Source organism: Campylobacter sp. DY7 (assembly GCF_057802535.1).
Window position 1 is genome coordinate 57,105 of record NZ_JBYJAU010000003.1, and the last position, 18,932, is coordinate 76,036.

Genomic DNA, 18,932 nt, shown 5'->3' on the forward strand with positions numbered 1-18,932 from the left:
TCTATGACCTTCTAAATATTTTTATATTTTCTCTTTTAAACTTATTTTTATTTATTCTATCTAATAGTTTTATATAATTATTATCAATTATATTATTTTCATAATTTTTTAAAAACTCATCTATTTGAGCGTAAGTATAACCTATATCGCTTTCATCATCTTGACCTTCAAAAAGATCAGCACTTGGTTTTTTGCTAATTATATTATTAGGAATATTTAAAAATCTTGCGAACTCAAACAACTCGCTTTTATAAAAATCTCCTAAAATATTAAAAGCACAGGCTAAATCACCCCAAATAGTGCCATATCCTAGCATTAATTCACTTTTATTGCTAGTGCCTGCAACTAATAAATTATATTTAGCTGAATAATCATACAATAAACTCATTCTAATTCTAGCTGCAAAATTACCTATTAAAACCTTATCTTTAGAATTACTAGCCTTAATAAACTCATCTAAAATGCCTTGAATATTTATAATTTCATATCTTAAAGCATAAGTTTTAGCTAAATTAATAGCATCTTCAAGATTGTTTTTATTTGAAATATTTGTTGGCATTATAAGACAATGCGGTTTTTTATCACATTCACTTAAAATTCTTAACACAATAGCACTATCAAGGCCTCCGCTAAGACCTAAAACCGCTCCATTAAAATTAGCCGTTACTTCATTAGCAAAAGCTATCATTTTATTTTTAATATCTTGCATTATATATCCGTTTTTAAAGAGATTTTATATAAGAAGTATTAATCAATTCTATTATAACTAGGCTTTAAGAAGCCATCTTCAATTAATTGCGATATTGCAAGTGCAGCAACAGGCAAAGCAGTTTGAGCAGCATAATAACCTTCTTTATCTTTATCAGGACTCATAACCAAAACACCTATTGTATATCTATTATTCTCATCATTTGCAAATCCAAAGAAGTTTGCGTTATATTCTCTTTCGTATTTTCCACTTGAGCTAATTCTTGCTGTTCCTGTTTTGCCACCTACACTAATTCCTAAAGGCCAGTATTTTGCTAATGATTTTTGATTTGCAGTTTTAATTAAAATCCTATTCATTTGTTTAGCAATTTCTAATGGTAAAACTTCTCTTTCTTCTTTTTTATAAAGTTCTTTTAATTCTTCATCTTCTTTATAATACTTCGCAATCTTAGGGCTAATCCAAATTCCACGATTATTAAATACATTATAAGCTGCTAAAAGTTGTATAAAAGTAGTTCTAAAACCATATCCATAAGCCATAGTATTTTTTTCTACTTCATAAGTTTTTTTTGCATCTTTGATAAAACCTGCTTTTTCATAAGGCAAATCAATTCCTGTTAAACTTCCTAAATTAAATTCCAAATAGCCATTAATTAATTCTTTTACACTTTCTTTATTAGATATTTGAACCATTCCGATATTTGATGAATGCACGATAATATCTTCAGCAATCATACTATCCATAGGATGAGTATCAGTGATATAGTATTTATCAAGTTTCATTCTTCCACCATAAGTTTTTACCCACTCAAATGGCGTTAAACGATTTAGTTTCAATAAATTTGCAAAAGCAATAGGTTTAATAACCGAGCCAGGCTCGTATTCAAATTCCACTGCATCAGTATTTAAAAAAGACAAATCACTTTTTCTATTATACGGATCATATCTTTTGCTAGTTGCAAGTGCTATTACACTAGCATCTTTACTATCTAAAATACCTATAATTACTTGCTTTGCTCCGAAATTTTTTCTAGCAACACTTGCTATATTTTCTATACCTTTTTGAAGTTTTAAATTAATATTAAGATGAATATTGCTACCACTTACTTTTTCACTTATAAAGCTTTCAGAATTTATTATGATATTTCCACCTATATCTTTATTTCCTATAATTTTATAATCACTCTTTGGACTTAAATATTGTTCATAATATTTTTCTAAGCCTTTTTTTGGAATATTTGCATAAATTCCATCTTCTAAACTTAATTGCGAATATCCTAAAACAGGAGTTAAAATATCGCCTTTTGAAAATACCCTTTCTTCTTTGTGTTCAATAATCTCAAGTCTTCTTGTGCTTACTTTGCCATTTGCGTTTTTAAATGATTTGAAAAATCCTGATACATATAATTTTTTAGATAATTCTTGAAGATAACTTGCTGCTTTTGAATCTATATCTTTTGATAAAACGAAATTATATACCTTTTTTTGCTTTAAAGCTTTAAGTAATCTTGCTTTTATATCTTTAATCTCTTTATCATCAATAAAAGCATATATTTGAAACAATTTTAAAAAATAATCTAATTTATCTAAATTTATACTTCTTATATCTATTTCAGCTCTATAAATACGCCTACTTGTAACTAAAGTATATCCGTCAGCACTTACTATATCTCCGTTTAAAGCACCAACTCTTTCACCGCGTTCAATATTTCCGACATTTCTTTCATCGGTTTTTGTCCTAGTAAAAGTAAAAATAACAAGTAACGCAACCAATAATAATAAAATTAAAATTACAAATGTTCTTTTACTAGGCTCATAACTTGTTTGCATTATTTATATTTGAGTTCTACTTATCTCTTTATATGCGTTTATTGCTTTGTTTCTTACTTCTAACATAAATTTCATACTTGTTTCTGCTTTATTAATAGCAATTGCTGCTTGGTGTAAATCTTTTACATTGCCAGTAGCAACATCTGCCATAGCTTTATCTGCTACGATTTGTTCTTGATTTAATTCTTCTAGTTCTTGTTTTAAAACATCTTCAAATGAAAAACCATTATTTTTAATAGAATTTGATTTAGGATTTTCAAAACCTTGAACTAAGCCTTGATTGATTTTAATATTATTCATATTTCATTCCTATCTTAATAAATCAATAGCGCTTTGAGCTATTGTTTTTGCACTTGTAAATGCTGCTACGTTTGCTTGGTAAGCTCTTGTTGCTTCTATTAAGTTACTCATCTCAACCACTGGATTTATATTTGGATATGCTACATAACCTTTAGCATTTGCATCTGGATGATTTGGCTCGTATTTTAAAATAAAATCTTTATCATCTCTTACTACTTTATCTACAACTACACCCATTACTGCAGGTTTTGCTTCAGGAAAATTAACAGGGTCATTTAAAGGATTTTCATATTCAAAAAAGCTATTTTTAGAATTTATCTCATCATTTAAAACATCATCAAAATTGATTGCTTTAAATACTACATCTTGCCTTCTGTAAGGACCGCCTTCATTGGTTCTTGTAGTATTTGCATTAGCTATATTTGAGCTAATTAAGTTCATTCTAAATCTTTGAGCGCTTAATCCATAACCACTAATATCAAAATCACTTAAAAATGCCATAACCTATCCTTAACTTAATTTAGAACTACTTTCTATTATAGTTCTTACAACTTCGCTTTGTTTTTTTAGAACCGAATCAAGTGCACTAATCATAATAGCGTTTTTGCTTAACTCACTTGTTTCAACATCTAAATCAACAGAGTTTGCATCATTTCTTTGCAAATGACCATCTCTAGCAAAAATAGTTCCACTTTTATCATTTGAAAATTCTAAAGGCTGTAAATGTCTTTCATTTGTAATTGCTAATTTATTACTCATACCTATTCCAAAATGCATAGGATTTGTTGCTGCTGTTGCAGGTGCTTGTGTAGTTTTGTAAAGCGTATTTGCATTTTCATTTAAAATTGTTTCAAAATCTACATCTCTTGCTTTATAAAAAGGAGTATCAATATTTGCTATATTTGAACTAATTAATTTATTTCTTAAATCCCTACCAGCTAATGCACTCACAATTAATGGTTTAGATTTATAAAATTCCATTTTAACTCCTTAGTAAGTATTATTCAAGCACTAGAGCAAATAATATTCCAAAAGTATTAATAATCATATACTTGTAATATTTACCTAATTTTCACTAAACTAAACGTTTATTTTCAAACTTTATGAAAGGATAATTATGGCTAGTAGAAGAAGCTTTATGGGCTTTACCCTAGGCGCTGCTGCGGCTGTTGGTGGTGTTTTTACACTAGTGGGTATGAAAAAAACTTGGGATCCACTTCCTAGTGTAAAAGCAGCAGGTTTTACAACCGTTGATTTATCGCCTTTAGCTGACGGAGAATTAAGAACAGTTGAATGGAGAAAAAAACCAATTTTCATTCTAAAAAAATCAAAAGATATGGAAGAAAGCAATACTGATGTGGTTGCAGGAGATTCTAGATATACCGTTGTTATAGGACTTTGTACTCACCTTGGCTGTATTCCCGCTTACCATGAAAAAGATAAAAACTTTGTTTGTGCTTGTCATGGTGGCGTATTTGATATAAATGGTAAAAATATGGCTGGACCACCTCCAACTCCACTTGAAATTCCACCTTTTGCAATAGATGGAACAAAATTAGTTTTAGGTGAAATCGGTAAAGAGTATGAAGAAATTATGAAAAATGTAGGAAAGGCTTAATCATGGCACATTTTGAAAAATCAAATGGAATTGTTGATTGGCTAGATCAAAGACTTGCGATTAAAAAATTTATGCAAGTTATGATGACACAATACTGGATTCCAAAAAAAATTAATTTTCTTTGGGCAATGGGAGTAATCTTACTTACTATGTTTGCCATTTTATTCGTAACAGGTTTATTACTTGTAATGTATTATAAGCCTGATGTTGCACTAGCTTTTGATAGTGTTAATAAAACAATTATGCAAGAAGTTGAATATGGTTGGCTTTGGCGCCATATGCACGGGGTTGCTGCTTCTGTTGTATTTTTAATTATGTATATTCACTTATTTACAGGAATTTATTATGGCTCTTATAAAAAAGGTCGTGAGATAATTTGGATAAGTGGTATGGTATTATTCGTATTATTTTCTGCTGAAGCATTTAGTGGTTACATGTTACCTTGGGGACAAATGAGCTACTGGGCTGCAATGGTTATTACTAATCTTTTCGGTGGTATCCCATTTATTGGTGCTGAATTAGTTGAATGGATTAGAGGAGATTATGCAGTAGGAGATGCTACATTAAATAGATTTTTCATGTTACATGTTTGCTTACTTCCTATCGTTGTAATTGCTTTCATTGCAATTCACTTCTATGCTTTAAGATTTCCACATGTAAATAATGAAATTGCAGAAGAAATTGATTTTGATTTAGAAGCTGAAAAATATTTAGCAGGTAAGAAAAAAGAAGCAAAAGTTATATCATTTTGGCCTGACTTTTTATGCAAAGATATTTTCTATGTTTGCTTATTTATGATTTTTTATTTTTACTTAGTTTGCTATCACTATGATTTTGCTATGGATCCAATTAACTTTGAACCAGCAAACGCATTAAAAACTCCTCCACATATTTATCCTGAGTGGTATTTCTTATGGAGCTATGAGATTTTAAGAGGATTTTCTTATGAAATAGGACTTGCTTGCTTTGGTATTGCACAAGTTATTTTCTTTGTATTACCATTCCTAGACCGCTCAAATGTAGTTGCACCTGCACATAAGCGTGGAGCATTCTTTGTATGGTTTTGGTTATTAGTAATTGATATGATAGTTCTTACAATTTATGGTAAATTACCTCCTGTTGGAATTAACAATACAATAGCAACTGTTGCTTCTGTTACATTCTTAGCACTATTAATAGTGGTTTTACCGGTAATTACTCTTATGGAAAGAAAGGCTAAGTAATGAAAGAGTTAAAAATATTTGCAATATTAGTTATTTTTACAGGTATTGTTTATTGGGGTGTTGAGCCTTATGCACATTCACAAATGCACGAGCATACTAGCAATGTAAATTTTGACCTAAAAGCAGGAGATATTGCTCAAGCTCAAGTAGAACTTGAAAAAGCAAATGCAAGTGGCAAAAAAGAAGATATAGAATCAGCTACTAAACAATTAGAAGATACAAAAAAACTTTGGGCTAATGTAGATAAAATTGCAAGCTTAAAAGGTGATGTAGAAACTGGTAAAGCTGATTTTGAAGCAAATTGTGCAAGCTGTCATAGAGCAAGTTTTGCAGGATTTAATGATGCAGATGATGGTATCGGAGCTCAAGGAATAATCATTCCTGATTTAAGCACAGCAGGTGCTATTTATGATAATAAGTTCTTAATGGCTATTTCAATTAACCCTGCATTAGCAATGAAAAACCATAAAAAATACAATGAAGAAAATCCACATCCTATGATGACTGCATTCTTAGAAGATGATGGAAGTATTAATGATGAAAACGCACAAGCAGTAGCAAATCTAGTAGCTTATTTAAACAGCATAGGAAAAGCTGCTTTAGATGATAAAAAAGCAAAAATTGCAAGTGAAATTAATGCAAGCAAATTAAGCGATAGTGAAAAAGCTGCTAAAATTGAATTTGAAAATAGAAAAATCGTATTTGATGATGCTTGTGGAAGATGCCATGATGTAAAATATGATGGCTTTATTGCCAAAGTAAATGGTGGAGATTTAAAAGATTATATGGGTTCAACTCCTCCTGATTTATCAATAATTATTCGTGCAAAAGGTGAAGATTACTTACATAAGTTCATAAACGATACACAAAAACAACTTCCAGGAACTGCAATGCCTAGAGTTGGTGTAAATGAGCAAGCTCAAAATGATATAGTAACTTATCTCACAAATGTAGGCGATAGCAAAAAAGCTGAAAGAGAAGATTTAGGCTTAAAAATAATGGCTTATTTTGCGCTATTAGCTGTTTTAGCATATGCTTGGAAAAACGCTATCTGGAAAGAACTACACTAAAAATTAAGCTAGGATAAAACCTAGCTTAATCTTATAAATACTAAAAGCAATTAATTTGTAATTCCTATTTCAAATTCTTTAATTTTAAATACAAAAAAATACTAAGAATTTGAAATAGGAATTTAAATACACAAAAGTCTAATTTCCTTTGTTTAAAATAAAAACTTATTCATTATTGATAAAAAGCTTGATTAAAACTTTTTTGCATATTTTAAGTTAATGATGAGCTTTTTTACTATTTAGAAAATAAATCGGCGTTATTATTTAATCACCTTTATAGATAAATCATTTTTCATTTAATAGTTTTTTGAAAATCTTTTAATCTACTTCTAAATATAGTTTAAGTTATTTTTATTATCAATCCTTGCTTGTTTTACTTTATTAAACAAGCTTAATTATTAATTAAGAATGCTTTAAAAAACAACTTAGTGCTAAATTACTAATTATAAAAAATCCTAAGAATTTGAAACAGGAATTTAAATCTACAAAAGTCTAATTCCTAATTCAAATTCCTTTCAATTTTCAATATAAATTAATTTTGATTATTTATTAGATATTTATACACTACATCTTGTCTTTTTGAGATTTGATTTATAAAATATCTAATCCTTTCATCATTACTTAAAATCTTGTCTTCTACTTCATCGTAAAAATAATATGGCAAATCATTACTAATATTATCCATCATCTTAAATCTAGTGATTAATATCATGATATCTGATTGCTCTTTTAACTGCACTTTATTATGCTTTGAGTATATATAATCATTAAGCGATATGCACAAATTATTCATTTCTAAAACTGATTCAAGCAATCTAATATGCTCTACTTTATTATGTTTTGTTCTACTTTCATACAATATATTTTTCAAACTTTTAATGTTTAATAAAATTTGATTTTCGCAAGTTAAATAATCTTCTTTTTTGATAATTGAAGTTAAGAAATTCATTAGATTTAATATCGCAATTTTTAAAGTTGGCTTAATATCATCTTCACTTTTACTAGGCCAAAGTAAAGAGAAAAAATACACAATAACAAAAGCTATTAAAAAATCAAGTAATCTATAAGCAAGCAATCTTTCATAATCTAATCCCAAACTAGCAAACAAAATAGCAAGATTTAGCATTATAAAAATAGTCGCTATAAAATAAGGAAAATGCTTAAAATAAATACAAGCAAAATAAGATAAAAATAAAATTAAAAAAAGCAATTTTGAATGTATAAAAAATATTATCAATAATCCTAAAGCAAAGCCTATTAAGGCTGCATATATTGTTTCTTTATTATTTATCGTAGTTGAATTTATCGTTTCTTTAAATAGAGTAAAAACTCCCATCGCAATCCAAATCCCATGATCAATTTTAAAAAATATTGCCAAAAATAAAGAAAAAGAAGTAGCTAAAGCAACTTTTATTGAAAATTTAAAATATTTATTATCTAAATTAAACTTTTCTTTTATTGTATCAAAGGTGATTTTTTTATCTTTTGGCTTTAATACTAATTGCTTTGCACCGCCTTGCTTAAACAACTCTAATTTATAATACAAAACTTCAACCAAAGTGCATAATATAGGTAAGGTATTTAATTGCTTTAATCTATCTAAATAAAAAGATTTAAGATTTACCTTCTCATCTTTAAAAATCTTTTTTAATTCTTCTAAATTATAAATTATTTCATTTTGAATATTTTTTATATGTGTATTTGTAGAATTTTGTTTAAAAAATGTTCTAAGAGAAACTAATGCAAGCCCTATTTCTTCACATTTTAACAAATAAAACATAGCCATTTCTTGATGCCTTATAAGGCTTGAATCTTTAATATTTACCGATTTACTCTCAAATAATCTTTTAAACTCATTAATCCTAGTTACAAATAAATTTTGCCAGACTTCATATTTATCATTAGTGATATTTTCGCTTATATAAATCAAATCATTTAATAACATTATAAAGCTTCTTCTAGTAAATCCACCATAAGTATAAAATGCAAAAGTTCTAAAAATAGTAGCCACACAAGAGCCAACCAAAGTAGCATAAAAGACTTCTTTACTATCAAAATTATTTAAACTCGCAGTAATTAACATAGCCATTAATAATAAGGTTACATAAATACCTATTTTTAAGGCATCTTGCGATATTGCTCCAGAAAAAATAACTAAAAATATCCATATAAATGCAGGAATTGCTATAAAAAATCCAAGCTTTATTAGAAATGGTACTATTAAAGCAAACAAACAACCAAAAAAAGTAAAAGCAGCTAAATATAAAATCTTTTTAATTCCAACTGAATTAAAATTATTCATATAAAATATAAAAACACAAGATAAAACGCTAAAAATAATATAACGAGTATCTATAATAAAATGACTTAATAAAAGACAAATTCCTAAGCCAACACAAGCCTTTAGGGCATAAAGTAATGAAAAATTACTAGGGTCATACTTATGAAAATACGCTTTTAATTTTAAAAATTGTTGATTTAAATAATACCTACTTAGTTCCATGTTGCACTTCAAAATAATTAGTGATTTTATTTTTAAATTGTAATGCTTCTATTTTTCTTTTTAATTCTTTGTTTTCTTCGCTTAAAACTTCTCTTTTATCTTTTAATTGAGCATAAATCTTGCTTGATTCATACAATTGTAATCTAACCCAAACTAAACTAAGAGAAATTATCATAGCTATAAAAAACACTAAAACTATTCTTTTATTAAAACTCAAAATTGAATAATCTTGATGTTTATTTAATAATAATTCTTCTTTTTCTTCAGTGCTTGTTCTAATATTTTTCATTTTGATAAATAAAATGCTCTTAATTTAGCACAACTTGACCTAGAATTTAATTTAATTTCTTCTTTGCTAGGTTCTATTGGCTTTTTTGTAATTATTTTACCTAAAGAATGATTATTACCACATTCACACCTTATTGCAATTTCATCGCATATGCAATTACTAGCCCACTTTTTAAAAGTATCTTTTACAATTTTATCTTCTAATGAATGAAAAGTTATGATACAAACTAAACAATCTTTAAGATTTTTAACCTGCTCTAAAAAAATTTTAAGAACTCCAAGCTCATTATTTACTTCAATCCTTATTGCTTGAAATACTAAGGTTTTTAAACTTACATTTCTATTGTTTAATTTGGCATTTCCTATGATTTGACTTAGATTTTTACATGAGTTTATAGGTCTATTTTTGATTATATTTAAAGCTATATCGTTTGAAAGTTTTTCAGGCAATTCCGCATACTCTTGAAAAATCTTGCTTAATTTATCTTTAGAATAAGTATTAAGCACTTCTTTAGCATCTAAAGAGTTGTCCTTATTCATTCTCATATCTAATTCGCTAGATTCAAAAGAAAATCCCCTATCATCTTTATCAAGCTGCAAACTAGAAACTCCAATATCTGCTAAAACCCCTCTAATATTGCTAGTATCTTGAATAAAATTAAAAACATTCTCATAATTAGTTTTAAAAATTTGAATATCTTTATTAAATTTTTTAAGTTTTTCTTTAGAATAATTTATAGCTTCATCATCTTGATCACAAGCAAAAAGATTTAATTTATTATTATTTTCAAGAATAGCACTAGCATGACCAGCATATCCTAAAGTAGCATCAAGATAATAACCATTATCTAAATCTTTAAATAATTTAATTACTTCTTCTTTTAAAACGGGAATATGAATTTGCAAATGATAACCTTAAAATTTATTATTACATATATAATAAATAAAAGTTTTTAACAAGGAATAATAATGTTTATTGAAATTACAAAATATGCAAAAATTATGTATGAAAAAGATTTTTTATATGGGCTAAACGGCTCAATTTCTACAAGATTTGAAGATAATAGTTTTATAATAAATAAAAATTTAATATATTCTGAAGAAAATAATTTTTTTACCAAACTTTTATTAAACGAAAATTATAAATATAAAGACGCTTGTAAAATGGCTAAATTACATTCGCTAATTTATAATAATTTCGCTCAAGCTAAAGTTATTGCCATTGTATGCTCTAAAGAAATATTAAGCATTTGCAAACGATCAAAATTAACTTATAAAAATAAAGATTTCTTCGTTGAAAGTAACGATATCTTAAACAATAATAAAGCCTTACTTGAAAAACTAAATAAAAATAATTTAAATTTTTTATTAATTCGTAATTTAGGTTTAATCATTTTTGAAAGAGATTTTAATACCTTATTTGCAAGAATTTTTGACATTGATTTAGAAGCTAAAATTTCTTGTATAAATTAAACTTTTGTTAATGCTTATAAGATAGGATTTTTCATTTAAAACACTTGAAAATAGGATAAATAATGATTACTTGGATGCAGCGTCATAAAAAATATTTAGTTGTAACAATTTGGATTAGCGTTATCGCTTTCGTAGGTGCGGGAACTGTTGGTTGGGGTAGTGTTGATTTAAATAGTTCAAGAAATAAATATGTAGCAGTAGTAGGTAATTTAGGTATAACACATAAAGAATTTAACGATAAATATAATGAGCTTTATATTATTCAAAGTCAGCTATCAAACGAAGAATTAACAAACGAACAAGCTTTAGCTTTAGGACTTGACAAACAAGCTTTAATTGATTTAATGAGAGAAAAGTTATTATTAAATTATGCTCAAGACTTAGGATTTTATGCTAGTGATGATGAAGTTTTAAAAACAATTGCAAACGATAAAATGTTTCAAAAAAGTGAAACAGACACAAGCTTTGATAAAGAAAAATATCTTTCATATTTAAAAGCTTTAAGATTAAGTGAAAGTGAATTTGCAAAACAAATAAAAGAAAAATTAGAAATTTCTAAAATGTTAAAATTACTTAATATACCAGCAAATCAAAAAGAGATTGAAATACTAAACTCAAGTATAAATATGGAAGATGAAATTAATTTAAAAATTATTGATTTGTCTGCAAAAGCTAATAAAATAGAAATTAATCTTGATGAGTTAAAAAAATACTGGGAAGAACACAAAAGCGATTATAAAAGCGAATTAAATTATGAATACTCAGTTTATTCAATAGAGCCAAAACTTGACAATATACAAGAAGATGAATTAAAAGCATATTGGGAAAATAATAAATTTAATTACAAAGATGAAGATAATAAGATTAAAGAATTTAAAGATGCTTTAGAAGATGTAAAAATTGATTTTGCTTTAAGCTTATTAGAAAAAGATGCAAAATTAGACTATGTAAAGCTTAAAAAAGGTGAAATTAACTTCCAAACAACAAGCATTGAAAGTCCATATTCACAAATAGCTTTACTAAACAAAGAATTAAAAGAAAATGAACTTAGTAAGCCATTTATTATGGATAAAAAATACTATATAGTGAAATTAAACAAAATAAATGAACCAAAAGAGCTAGATTTTGAGGCAGCGAAAACTATGGCTGAAGAAGATTACAAAGACTATAAATTTAAAGAAATGTTAGAAAAAGTAGCACAAGAAGAAATTAAAAAAGATAAAATTAATGGTAAAAATATAGGCTTTATCTCTAAAGTTTCTAAAAATAATACCGATTTAACAGATATAGAATTTTTTACATTTGTTAGTGAGTTATTCTTAAAAGAAGATAAAAAATCTTATGTGATATTAAGCGATAAAGTAGTTGTATATGAAATTTTATCTCAAAAGCTTACAAATAATGTAGATAAAAAAGAAGAAGTTGCGTTTGCTAGTGAATTAAAAAATATTAATTTTAATTTAATGTTTGATGATTTATTAAAAGAACTACAAAAGCGTTATCAAATTAAAAATTATTATAAAGGTAGTGAATTTTGAATATTTTAGCCATTGATTTAGGTTCTAGCTTAATAAAAGTTGCTATTGTTAGTTTTGATGGAGAAGGTATTAAGGTAGTAAGTGTTGCAAGCACTCAAACCTATGGAATAAAATCAGGTAAAATTACTAGCATAAATGATGCTAGTAATGCCATTAAAAAAGCTGTAAGTAAAGTAAAAGAAAATTTAAGCATTAATATCGATAAAATAGCTGTATCAGTAAGTGGTGCTTATACAAATTCTGTTACAGGATATGCAGATATTAGACTTGATGCAAATGGTTCTGCTATTACTTTAAAAGATATCGAAAAAGCAATTAATGCAGCAAAAACATCAGCGGATATAAATATAGACCAAACTCCAATTCACATATTACCTTATAGATTTAGAGCAAATAATACTGATAATATTGAAGATCCATTAGGTATGATGGCATCTAGTTTTAGACTAGAAGCAAACATAATTACAATCAACAAAAATGATTACGAAAACATAAAACAAATTTTATCAAATGCTGATATTAAAAATTATGTTTTAGTATCTTCAATATACGCAAATGCAATTTACTGCCTAAATAATGATGAAAAAGAAAATGGCGTTGCAATAATTGATTGTGGTTCGCAAGTATGTGATATAGCGATTTATGCTTATAACTCAATTATATGGATGTATTATTTTCCGTTTGGTTCTTGGCATATTACAAGCGATATAGCTAAATACTTAACTGCTAGCAATGAAGTAGCAGATAAAATTAAACTACAATTTTCTTTATTTAAAGATGAAGAAAATACAACTCATGTAGAATATTACAAAACTGGCTCTCAAGCACTTGATAGAGTTTCGGTTGAATCTATTTCAAAATGTGTAAATATGAGATTAACTGAAATGCTTGAATGTATTTATGCAAGTATTGATGATAGTCCTTATGAGAAGTTTTTCTCAAGAGTAGTTTTAACAGGTGGCTGCTTTAAAATTGACAATATGTCAGAAAGAGCAAGTCCTAAATTTAATAACAAAGCAGTTAGAACATTAATAGAGAAAAATAAAGTATTTTATGGGGATAATGAAATTTTCACTATGCCTGAATACACTTGCCTTCTTGGTTTATGTATGTATGCAAGTGGATTTCATACCAAATATGAGCTTAACTCGGCTGGTGTTTTACTAACAAGACAAAAAAATAATAATTTTGAAAAAGTAATGGATTTTTCAACAAAAATTGACATAGAAACAAAAAATGAAGAAGTTTATTACAACAATATAGATACAAAGGAACAAAAATTGCTTGAACCTGAAACAAGTGAAAAAGATGAAGTTTTAGAATCACTAAAAATTGTTCCTAGTGATGAAAAAACTGAAGGATTTTTTGCTAGAATTTGGAAGAAAGTTTGTATTTTTATAGAAAGGATATTTTAAAAATGGATTTTGATTTTTCAAGTGATAATATAGATTTTAAGGTTATGGAGAACGAAATGGATTGTGGTGTAAAGATAAAGGTTATAGGAGTTGGTGGAGCTGGTGGCAATATGATTAATCATATTGTAGAAACTTGTGCTAGTTCATTAAAAGTTGATATTTCTAATGTAGATATTATGATTGCAAACACTGATATCCAAGATATAAATAGATCAAAAGCTAGTATAAAAATACAACTAGGACCTAAGAAAACAAATGGTCGTGGAGCAGGTGCAAACCCTGAAATCGGAAGAATTTCAGCTGAAGAAGTAGAAGATGAAATAAGAAAACAATTAGAAGGAACTGAATTATTATTTATAGCTGAAGGTTTAGGTGGTGGAACAGGAACAGGTGCTGGTCCAGTAATTGCTAAAATCGCTAAATCTTTAGGTATATTAGTAGTTTCTGTTGCAACATTTCCATTTAGTTATGAAAAAGCTAGAATTAAAGCAGCTGAAAAAGGTTTAGAAGAATTAAAGAAAGAAAGCGATTGTGTTATTTTAATACAAAACGATAAGCTTAAATTAGTAGTTCCTAAAAATCTAAATACAAGAGAAGCAAACAAATATGCTAATGATGTTTTAGTAAATGCTGTAACAGGTATTATCAAAATGTTATTAGTAGAAGGTGATACAAATATAGACTTTGCTGACGTAACTTCAGTAATGAGCCATAGAGGAACTGCTCTAATGGGTATGGGTAGAGCTGAAGGCGAAAACTCAATAAGAGAAGCTTATGAAAATGCTATTAATTCACCATTATTAGACAATTATATTGCAGATTTAAAAGATGCAAAAGCTATGATTGTATTCTTTAGCTATGGCGAAAATGTTCCATTCTTCCAATTAGTTGAAACTATGGAAGATATATCTAATTCAAGCAGTGAAGATGTAAATGTATTCTGCGGGCATGTATTAGATGAGGATTTACCTGCTGATGCAGTAGAAGTTACTATCATTGCAACAGGTTTTGACGAATCAAGAGCACAAAAAGCTCAAATAGAATTAGAAAACAAAAAACGCGAAGAAGAAATAACTTACAAATTAGCTCAACCAGAATTACAAAAAGTAAGTGGTGGAACTATAAAAGTTGATTATAAAACAAGAGATTTTAACGAACCTGCATTCGTTAGAAACGGACAAGATTAATTTTACAAGCCTTTTTGGCTTGTAAATATCAATACTTCATAAACATAAAGCTTCAATATTTACTATTAAAACAAAATATATTAATCAAATTCCTATTTCAAATTCTTTTCATTTTTATATATATTTAGTTTAATTTGTTTTAGATATTCAAAATAAAAATTAGATTTTAATCTCATTAAAGATGTTTAAATTCCTATTTCAAATTCTTTAGAATTTAAAAAGAATTTGAAATAGGAATTAGACTTTTTATTTTGCTAGACTTTTAAATTTTTATTTTAAATTCTTCTTATTTTTAATAATAAATTAGTTTTACATATCATAAACCTTTAAAATAGAAATTAAAAAATATCCTAAAAAATTAATTATTTTTTCAATTAAGTATAAAGTTAAACGAGATTTTTACGATATGGAATATATTTTGCTAAAGATTATAAAAATATTTTAAAGGTTATTTTATGAGTATATTTTCAACATTAAACACCGGTGTAAGTGGTCTAGGCGCTGCGCAGGTTCAAATATCTACAACAGGACACAATATTACAAATGCAAATAATCCATACTATACAAGACAAAGAGTAGTTCAATCAGCTGCTGATGCTCTGCATGTTAGAGCAGGAGATATTGGTCTTGGAACAAAAGTAGATAAGATAGTAAGAATTCATGATGAATATGTTTTCACAAAACTAAGAGATAACACAAATAATGTAGAAAATACAAAATATTTTAAAACCAAACTTGAAGAAGTAGCACAAAGATTTCCTGACTTAAAAGATGTTGGTATATTAAATGACTTGCAACAATACCAAAAAGCTTGGAACGATTATGCAAGCCACCCAGCAGATAGTGCAATGAAAATTAACTTAATTCAAGTTTCAAAAACCTTAGCTAAAGATATAAGCGCAACTAGAAATGACCTTTTTAAAATGCAAAATTCTGTTAATGATGATATAGTTTTAACCATTGAAGAAATAAATAGAATAGGAAAAGATATAGCAACAATCAATGGCCAAATAGCAGCAAGTGAGTCAGCAGGTGATTCTATGGCTAACGATTTAAGAGATAAAAGAGATGAATTAGAATTAAGACTTTCAAAACTTGTTAAATCTCAAGTTTTTAAAGATAATTTAGAGCAAAACTCATCATTTGATACAAATATTAAAGATGGTAGCATAGATTATCATTTAAATATTGAAGGTTTTTCAATAGTTGATGGCACTACATTTCATCCATTAAAGATTGATAGCGTTGCAGCAGGAAGTCCATTTCAAAGAATATATTATGAACTTCAAGACGGAACTACTGCTGATTTAACAACCAAATTAAGCGGTGGTCAATTAGGCGCTCAACTTGATTTAAGAGGTCGTGAGTTTAATACTCAAACAAATAGATTTGATGATGGAATTTTGCAAGATTATATAAATAACATGGATTCATTTGCAAAAACTCTAATAACAGAAACAAATAATATCTATTCAAGAGCAGCACAAAAACAAATAATTTCAAATGAAGTTTCGCACCTAAAGGGTGATGATGTTATTATGAATGCTGATAATAGATTAAAAACAGGAACTTTTGATTTAATAGTATATGATGATAACGGAAAAGAAGTAGCTAGAAAAACAATCACACTTGATACAAGTACTTCAATGACAGGCGGAGCTAGAAGCTCAAGTTTGCTTGAAAAGATTAATTCAAACACAGATGATAATAACGATAATAACACTTTAAACGATTTTGATGATTATTTTACAGCTGATTATTCTTATGATGAGACTAAAGATAGTGGAATTTTTAGTCTTATTCCTAAGCTTGATGGCTATAAGGTAGGAGTTGAAGATCATGGGACAAATTTTCCTGGTATTTTTGGCTTAGGTAAGTTTTTTGAAGGAACTGATGCTAGCAATATTGATGTAGATACTAGCTTAAGACATGATCCGACACTACTTAGAGCAAGTAGCTCAGGAGCTGATGGAAACAACGACGTAGCTAATGCAATCACTCAATTACAATATGATAAAATTAAATTTTATGATACAAAAGGAGAAAGCACAGAAGCAACTTTTGAAGGTTTTTATAGATATATAACAACAGATATTGCATCAAGAGCACAAAATAACAATACATTGCATAAAACAAATGAAGCAATTTTAAGCAATGTTACGGCTGAATTTCAATCAGTAAGCGGCGTTGATATGAACGAAGAATTAAGTAACCTTATGAAATATCAAGCAAGTTTTGGTGCTAGTGCTAAGATTATTACAACAGTTGATAAAATGCTTGATACTTTGCTAGGACTTAAACAATAAAAGCTACAATGAGTAGTTTTTAAAATAAAGGATATAAATGCAAAAAATTATGTTAATCGGTAAGCCAAATGTTGGCAAAAGTTCACTTTTTAATCGCTTAGCAAAAGAACGCCTAGCAATCACTTCAGATGTAAGTGGCACGACAAGAGATACAAATAGAAAAATAATAGATATAAATGGTAAAAAGGCGATTTTAGTTGATAGCGGTGGGCTTGATGATAAAGATGAATTATTTCAAAATGTAAAGAAAAACACCTTAAAAGAAGCAAAAGACGCTGATATAATTGTTTATATGGTAGATTGTAAATTAGGTGCTAATGATGATGATAGGGCTTATTTTTATGATTTATTAAAGTTAAAAAAACCAACAGCTTTAGTTATAAACAAAGTTGATAGCAAGCGTGATGAAGAAAGAAGTCATGAATTTACTCGCTTCGGTTTTAAAGATGTATTTAATATAAGCGTATCACATGCAACAGGTATTGAAGAATTAAGCGAATTTTTAAGCTCACATTTGCGTGAAAGTATAGTAGAAGATACTAGCGAACTTAGCTTAGAAGATTTCTTAGATGAAAACATAGCAGGTGAATATGATGAAGAAGGTATTAATGAAGTAAGCGAAATTGATGAAAATCATATAAAAATCTCTATTTTAGGGCGTGTAAATGTAGGTAAAAGCTCGCTTTTAAATGCGCTTGTAAATGATGAAAGATGTGTTGTAAGTAGCATTGCAGGAACTACAATTGATCCTGTAAATGAAAGCATAGAATATAATGGCAAAACGCTAGAATTCATTGATACTGCAGGAATTAGAAGAAGAAGCAAGATTTTAGGAATAGAAAAATACGCTCTAAATCGCACTGAAAAAATGCTTGAAAACTCACATATAGCACTGCTTGTGCTTGACGCTGCTGAAGGCTTTAACGAGCTTGACGAAAGAATTGCAGGACTTTTAGGCAAGAATTATTTAGGCGTAATAATAGTGCTAAATAAATGGGATTTATGTGGTAAAAGTGATAAAGAATTTGATGAAGTTTGTAAGCATTTAAGGCTTGATAGATTTAAATTCTTAGCTTATGCTCCGATTATTAGCGTTTCTGCACTTAGTAAAAAACGCATTAAAAACCTTTTAGATTTAATATTAAAAGTGCATTCAAACTATATTCAAAAAATCCAAACTTCAAAGCTAAATCAAATCATAGAAGAAGCTTGCTTGGCTCATCCGTTACCACACGATAAAGGTAAGCTTGTTAAGATTTATTATGCTACGCAATATAGCGTTGCTCCGCCAAAAATCGCACTTGTAATGAATAGACCAAAGGCGCTTCACTTTTCTTATAAACGCTATTTACAAAATATATTAAGAAAGCATTATGATTTAAGCGGAGTTCCACTAATTTTAGCAGCTCGCAAAAAAGGCGAGAAAGAAATAATAGAAGATTAAAAGAATTTGAATTCGGATTTTGATTTTTA

At 27.8% G+C, this 18,932-nt stretch carries 17 protein-coding genes; 9 read left to right on the plus strand and 8 right to left on the minus strand.

What is annotated here, in order from left to right:
* Position 1: 1 nt before the first annotated feature.
* Genes nadE through flgB form a run of 5 tightly spaced genes read right to left on the minus strand, consistent with a single transcriptional unit; the run spans position 2 to position 3,819 of the window.
* Positions 2 to 709 carry an NAD(+) synthase gene (nadE, locus tag AC1B00_RS02855; RefSeq protein ID WP_488848010.1) on the minus strand — a complete coding sequence of 236 codons (708 nt, stop codon included), beginning with the start codon at positions 707 to 709 and terminating at the stop codon, positions 2 to 4.
* A gap of 38 nt (positions 710 to 747) precedes the next feature.
* Complete coding sequence (locus AC1B00_RS02860) at positions 748 to 2,538, minus strand: penicillin-binding transpeptidase domain-containing protein (RefSeq protein WP_239818222.1); 1,791 nt, start codon at positions 2,536 to 2,538, stop codon at positions 748 to 750.
* A gap of 3 nt (positions 2,539 to 2,541) precedes the next feature.
* Positions 2,542 to 2,838 carry a flagellar hook-basal body complex protein FliE gene (gene fliE, locus AC1B00_RS02865; protein ID WP_239818221.1) on the minus strand — a complete coding sequence of 99 codons (297 nt, stop codon included), beginning with the start codon at positions 2,836 to 2,838 and terminating at the stop codon, positions 2,542 to 2,544.
* Between the two features lie 9 nt (positions 2,839 to 2,847).
* Positions 2,848 to 3,339 carry a flagellar basal body rod protein FlgC gene (flgC, locus tag AC1B00_RS02870; RefSeq protein ID WP_239818220.1) on the minus strand — a complete coding sequence of 164 codons (492 nt, stop codon included), beginning with the start codon at positions 3,337 to 3,339 and terminating at the stop codon, positions 2,848 to 2,850.
* 9 nt (positions 3,340 to 3,348) lie between these two features.
* Positions 3,349 to 3,819 carry a flagellar basal body rod protein FlgB gene (gene flgB / locus AC1B00_RS02875; RefSeq protein ID WP_239818219.1) on the minus strand — a complete coding sequence of 157 codons (471 nt, stop codon included), beginning with the start codon at positions 3,817 to 3,819 and terminating at the stop codon, positions 3,349 to 3,351.
* Positions 3,820 to 3,955: 136 nt separating this feature from the next.
* On the opposite strand from flgB, the gene AC1B00_RS02880 reads away from it, so the two are divergent.
* From AC1B00_RS02880 to AC1B00_RS02890, 3 genes are read left to right on the plus strand one after another with little or no spacing between them, the layout of a single operon-like run.
* The gene (locus AC1B00_RS02880) at positions 3,956 to 4,456 is read left to right on the plus strand and encodes a Rieske 2Fe-2S domain-containing protein (RefSeq protein ID WP_336611781.1); all 501 of its coding nucleotides are present in this window, start codon (positions 3,956 to 3,958) and stop codon (positions 4,454 to 4,456) included.
* Positions 4,457 to 4,458: 2 nt separating this feature from the next.
* Positions 4,459 to 5,679 carry a cytochrome b gene (locus AC1B00_RS02885; protein ID WP_239818217.1) on the plus strand — a complete coding sequence of 407 codons (1,221 nt, stop codon included), beginning with the start codon at positions 4,459 to 4,461 and terminating at the stop codon, positions 5,677 to 5,679.
* A complete protein-coding gene (locus AC1B00_RS02890; RefSeq protein WP_488848013.1) occupies positions 5,679 to 6,749 on the plus strand; it encodes a c-type cytochrome in 1,071 nt (356 codons plus the stop codon). Before AC1B00_RS02885 ends, AC1B00_RS02890 begins: the two co-directional genes overlap by 1 nt.
* 532 nt (positions 6,750 to 7,281) lie before the next feature.
* On the opposite strand, the gene AC1B00_RS02895 is transcribed toward AC1B00_RS02890, so the two are convergent.
* Genes AC1B00_RS02895 through rsmH form a run of 3 tightly spaced genes read right to left on the minus strand, consistent with a single transcriptional unit; the run spans position 7,282 to position 10,446 of the window.
* The gene (locus AC1B00_RS02895) at positions 7,282 to 9,252 is read right to left on the minus strand and encodes an FUSC family protein (protein WP_239818215.1); all 1,971 of its coding nucleotides are present in this window, start codon (positions 9,250 to 9,252) and stop codon (positions 7,282 to 7,284) included.
* Positions 9,239 to 9,541 carry a hypothetical protein gene (locus AC1B00_RS02900; protein WP_336611778.1) on the minus strand — a complete coding sequence of 101 codons (303 nt, stop codon included), beginning with the start codon at positions 9,539 to 9,541 and terminating at the stop codon, positions 9,239 to 9,241. Before AC1B00_RS02900 ends, AC1B00_RS02895 begins: the two co-directional genes overlap by 14 nt.
* Entirely contained in the window at positions 9,538 to 10,446 is a 909-nt protein-coding gene (gene rsmH, locus AC1B00_RS02905; protein ID WP_488848015.1) for a 16S rRNA (cytosine(1402)-N(4))-methyltransferase RsmH, read from the minus strand. The genes AC1B00_RS02900 and rsmH overlap by 4 nt, the downstream gene beginning before the upstream one ends.
* A gap of 63 nt (positions 10,447 to 10,509) precedes the next feature.
* On the opposite strand from rsmH, the gene AC1B00_RS02910 reads away from it, so the two are divergent.
* From AC1B00_RS02910 to der, 6 genes are all read left to right on the plus strand, one after another.
* Entirely contained in the window at positions 10,510 to 11,013 is a 504-nt protein-coding gene (locus AC1B00_RS02910) for a class II aldolase/adducin family protein (RefSeq protein ID WP_239818212.1), read from the plus strand.
* A 62-nt stretch (positions 11,014 to 11,075) separates the two neighbouring features.
* Positions 11,076 to 12,551 (plus strand): peptidylprolyl isomerase, encoded by a 1,476-nt coding sequence (locus AC1B00_RS02915; RefSeq protein WP_488848016.1) that lies wholly within the window; start codon positions 11,076 to 11,078, stop codon positions 12,549 to 12,551.
* Positions 12,548 to 13,966 (plus strand): cell division protein FtsA, encoded by a 1,419-nt coding sequence (gene ftsA / locus AC1B00_RS02920; protein ID WP_488848017.1) that lies wholly within the window; start codon positions 12,548 to 12,550, stop codon positions 13,964 to 13,966. Before AC1B00_RS02915 ends, ftsA begins: the two co-directional genes overlap by 4 nt.
* Positions 13,967 to 13,968: 2 nt before the next feature.
* The gene (gene ftsZ, locus AC1B00_RS02925; RefSeq protein WP_488848019.1) at positions 13,969 to 15,153 is read left to right on the plus strand and encodes a cell division protein FtsZ; all 1,185 of its coding nucleotides are present in this window, start codon (positions 13,969 to 13,971) and stop codon (positions 15,151 to 15,153) included.
* Between the two features lie 455 nt (positions 15,154 to 15,608).
* Positions 15,609 to 17,459 carry a flagellar hook-associated protein FlgK gene (gene flgK, locus AC1B00_RS02930; protein WP_239818208.1) on the plus strand — a complete coding sequence of 617 codons (1,851 nt, stop codon included), beginning with the start codon at positions 15,609 to 15,611 and terminating at the stop codon, positions 17,457 to 17,459.
* A 37-nt stretch (positions 17,460 to 17,496) separates the two neighbouring features.
* Positions 17,497 to 18,903: a ribosome biogenesis GTPase Der gene (gene der / locus AC1B00_RS02935; protein WP_239818207.1), complete on the plus strand. Its 1,407-nt coding sequence runs from the start codon at positions 17,497 to 17,499 to the stop codon at positions 18,901 to 18,903.
* The last annotated feature ends 29 nt before the right edge of the window (positions 18,904 to 18,932 follow it).

What these genes read in the sequence shown, in the direction of transcription:
- nadE (WP_488848010.1), bottom strand. Translation starts at nt 709, where the DNA reads ATGCAAGATATTAAAAATAAAATGATAGCTTTTGCTAATGAAGTAACG.
- AC1B00_RS02860 (WP_239818222.1), bottom strand. Translation starts at nt 2,538, where the DNA reads ATGCAAACAAGTTATGAGCCTAGTAAAAGAACATTTGTAATTTTAATT.
- fliE (WP_239818221.1), bottom strand. Translation starts at nt 2,838, where the DNA reads ATGAATAATATTAAAATCAATCAAGGCTTAGTTCAAGGTTTTGAAAAT.
- flgC (WP_239818220.1), bottom strand. Translation starts at nt 3,339, where the DNA reads ATGGCATTTTTAAGTGATTTTGATATTAGTGGTTATGGATTAAGCGCT.
- flgB (WP_239818219.1), bottom strand. Translation starts at nt 3,819, where the DNA reads ATGGAATTTTATAAATCTAAACCATTAATTGTGAGTGCATTAGCTGGT.
- AC1B00_RS02880 (WP_336611781.1), top strand. Translation starts at nt 3,956, where the DNA reads ATGGCTAGTAGAAGAAGCTTTATGGGCTTTACCCTAGGCGCTGCTGCG.
- AC1B00_RS02885 (WP_239818217.1), top strand. Translation starts at nt 4,459, where the DNA reads ATGGCACATTTTGAAAAATCAAATGGAATTGTTGATTGGCTAGATCAA.
- AC1B00_RS02890 (WP_488848013.1), top strand. Translation starts at nt 5,679, where the DNA reads ATGAAAGAGTTAAAAATATTTGCAATATTAGTTATTTTTACAGGTATT.
- AC1B00_RS02895 (WP_239818215.1), bottom strand. Translation starts at nt 9,252, where the DNA reads ATGGAACTAAGTAGGTATTATTTAAATCAACAATTTTTAAAATTAAAA.
- AC1B00_RS02900 (WP_336611778.1), bottom strand. Translation starts at nt 9,541, where the DNA reads ATGAAAAATATTAGAACAAGCACTGAAGAAAAAGAAGAATTATTATTA.
- AC1B00_RS02910 (WP_239818212.1), top strand. Translation starts at nt 10,510, where the DNA reads ATGTTTATTGAAATTACAAAATATGCAAAAATTATGTATGAAAAAGAT.
- AC1B00_RS02915 (WP_488848016.1), top strand. Translation starts at nt 11,076, where the DNA reads ATGATTACTTGGATGCAGCGTCATAAAAAATATTTAGTTGTAACAATT.
- ftsZ (WP_488848019.1), top strand. Translation starts at nt 13,969, where the DNA reads ATGGATTTTGATTTTTCAAGTGATAATATAGATTTTAAGGTTATGGAG.
- flgK (WP_239818208.1), top strand. Translation starts at nt 15,609, where the DNA reads ATGAGTATATTTTCAACATTAAACACCGGTGTAAGTGGTCTAGGCGCT.
- der (WP_239818207.1), top strand. Translation starts at nt 17,497, where the DNA reads ATGCAAAAAATTATGTTAATCGGTAAGCCAAATGTTGGCAAAAGTTCA.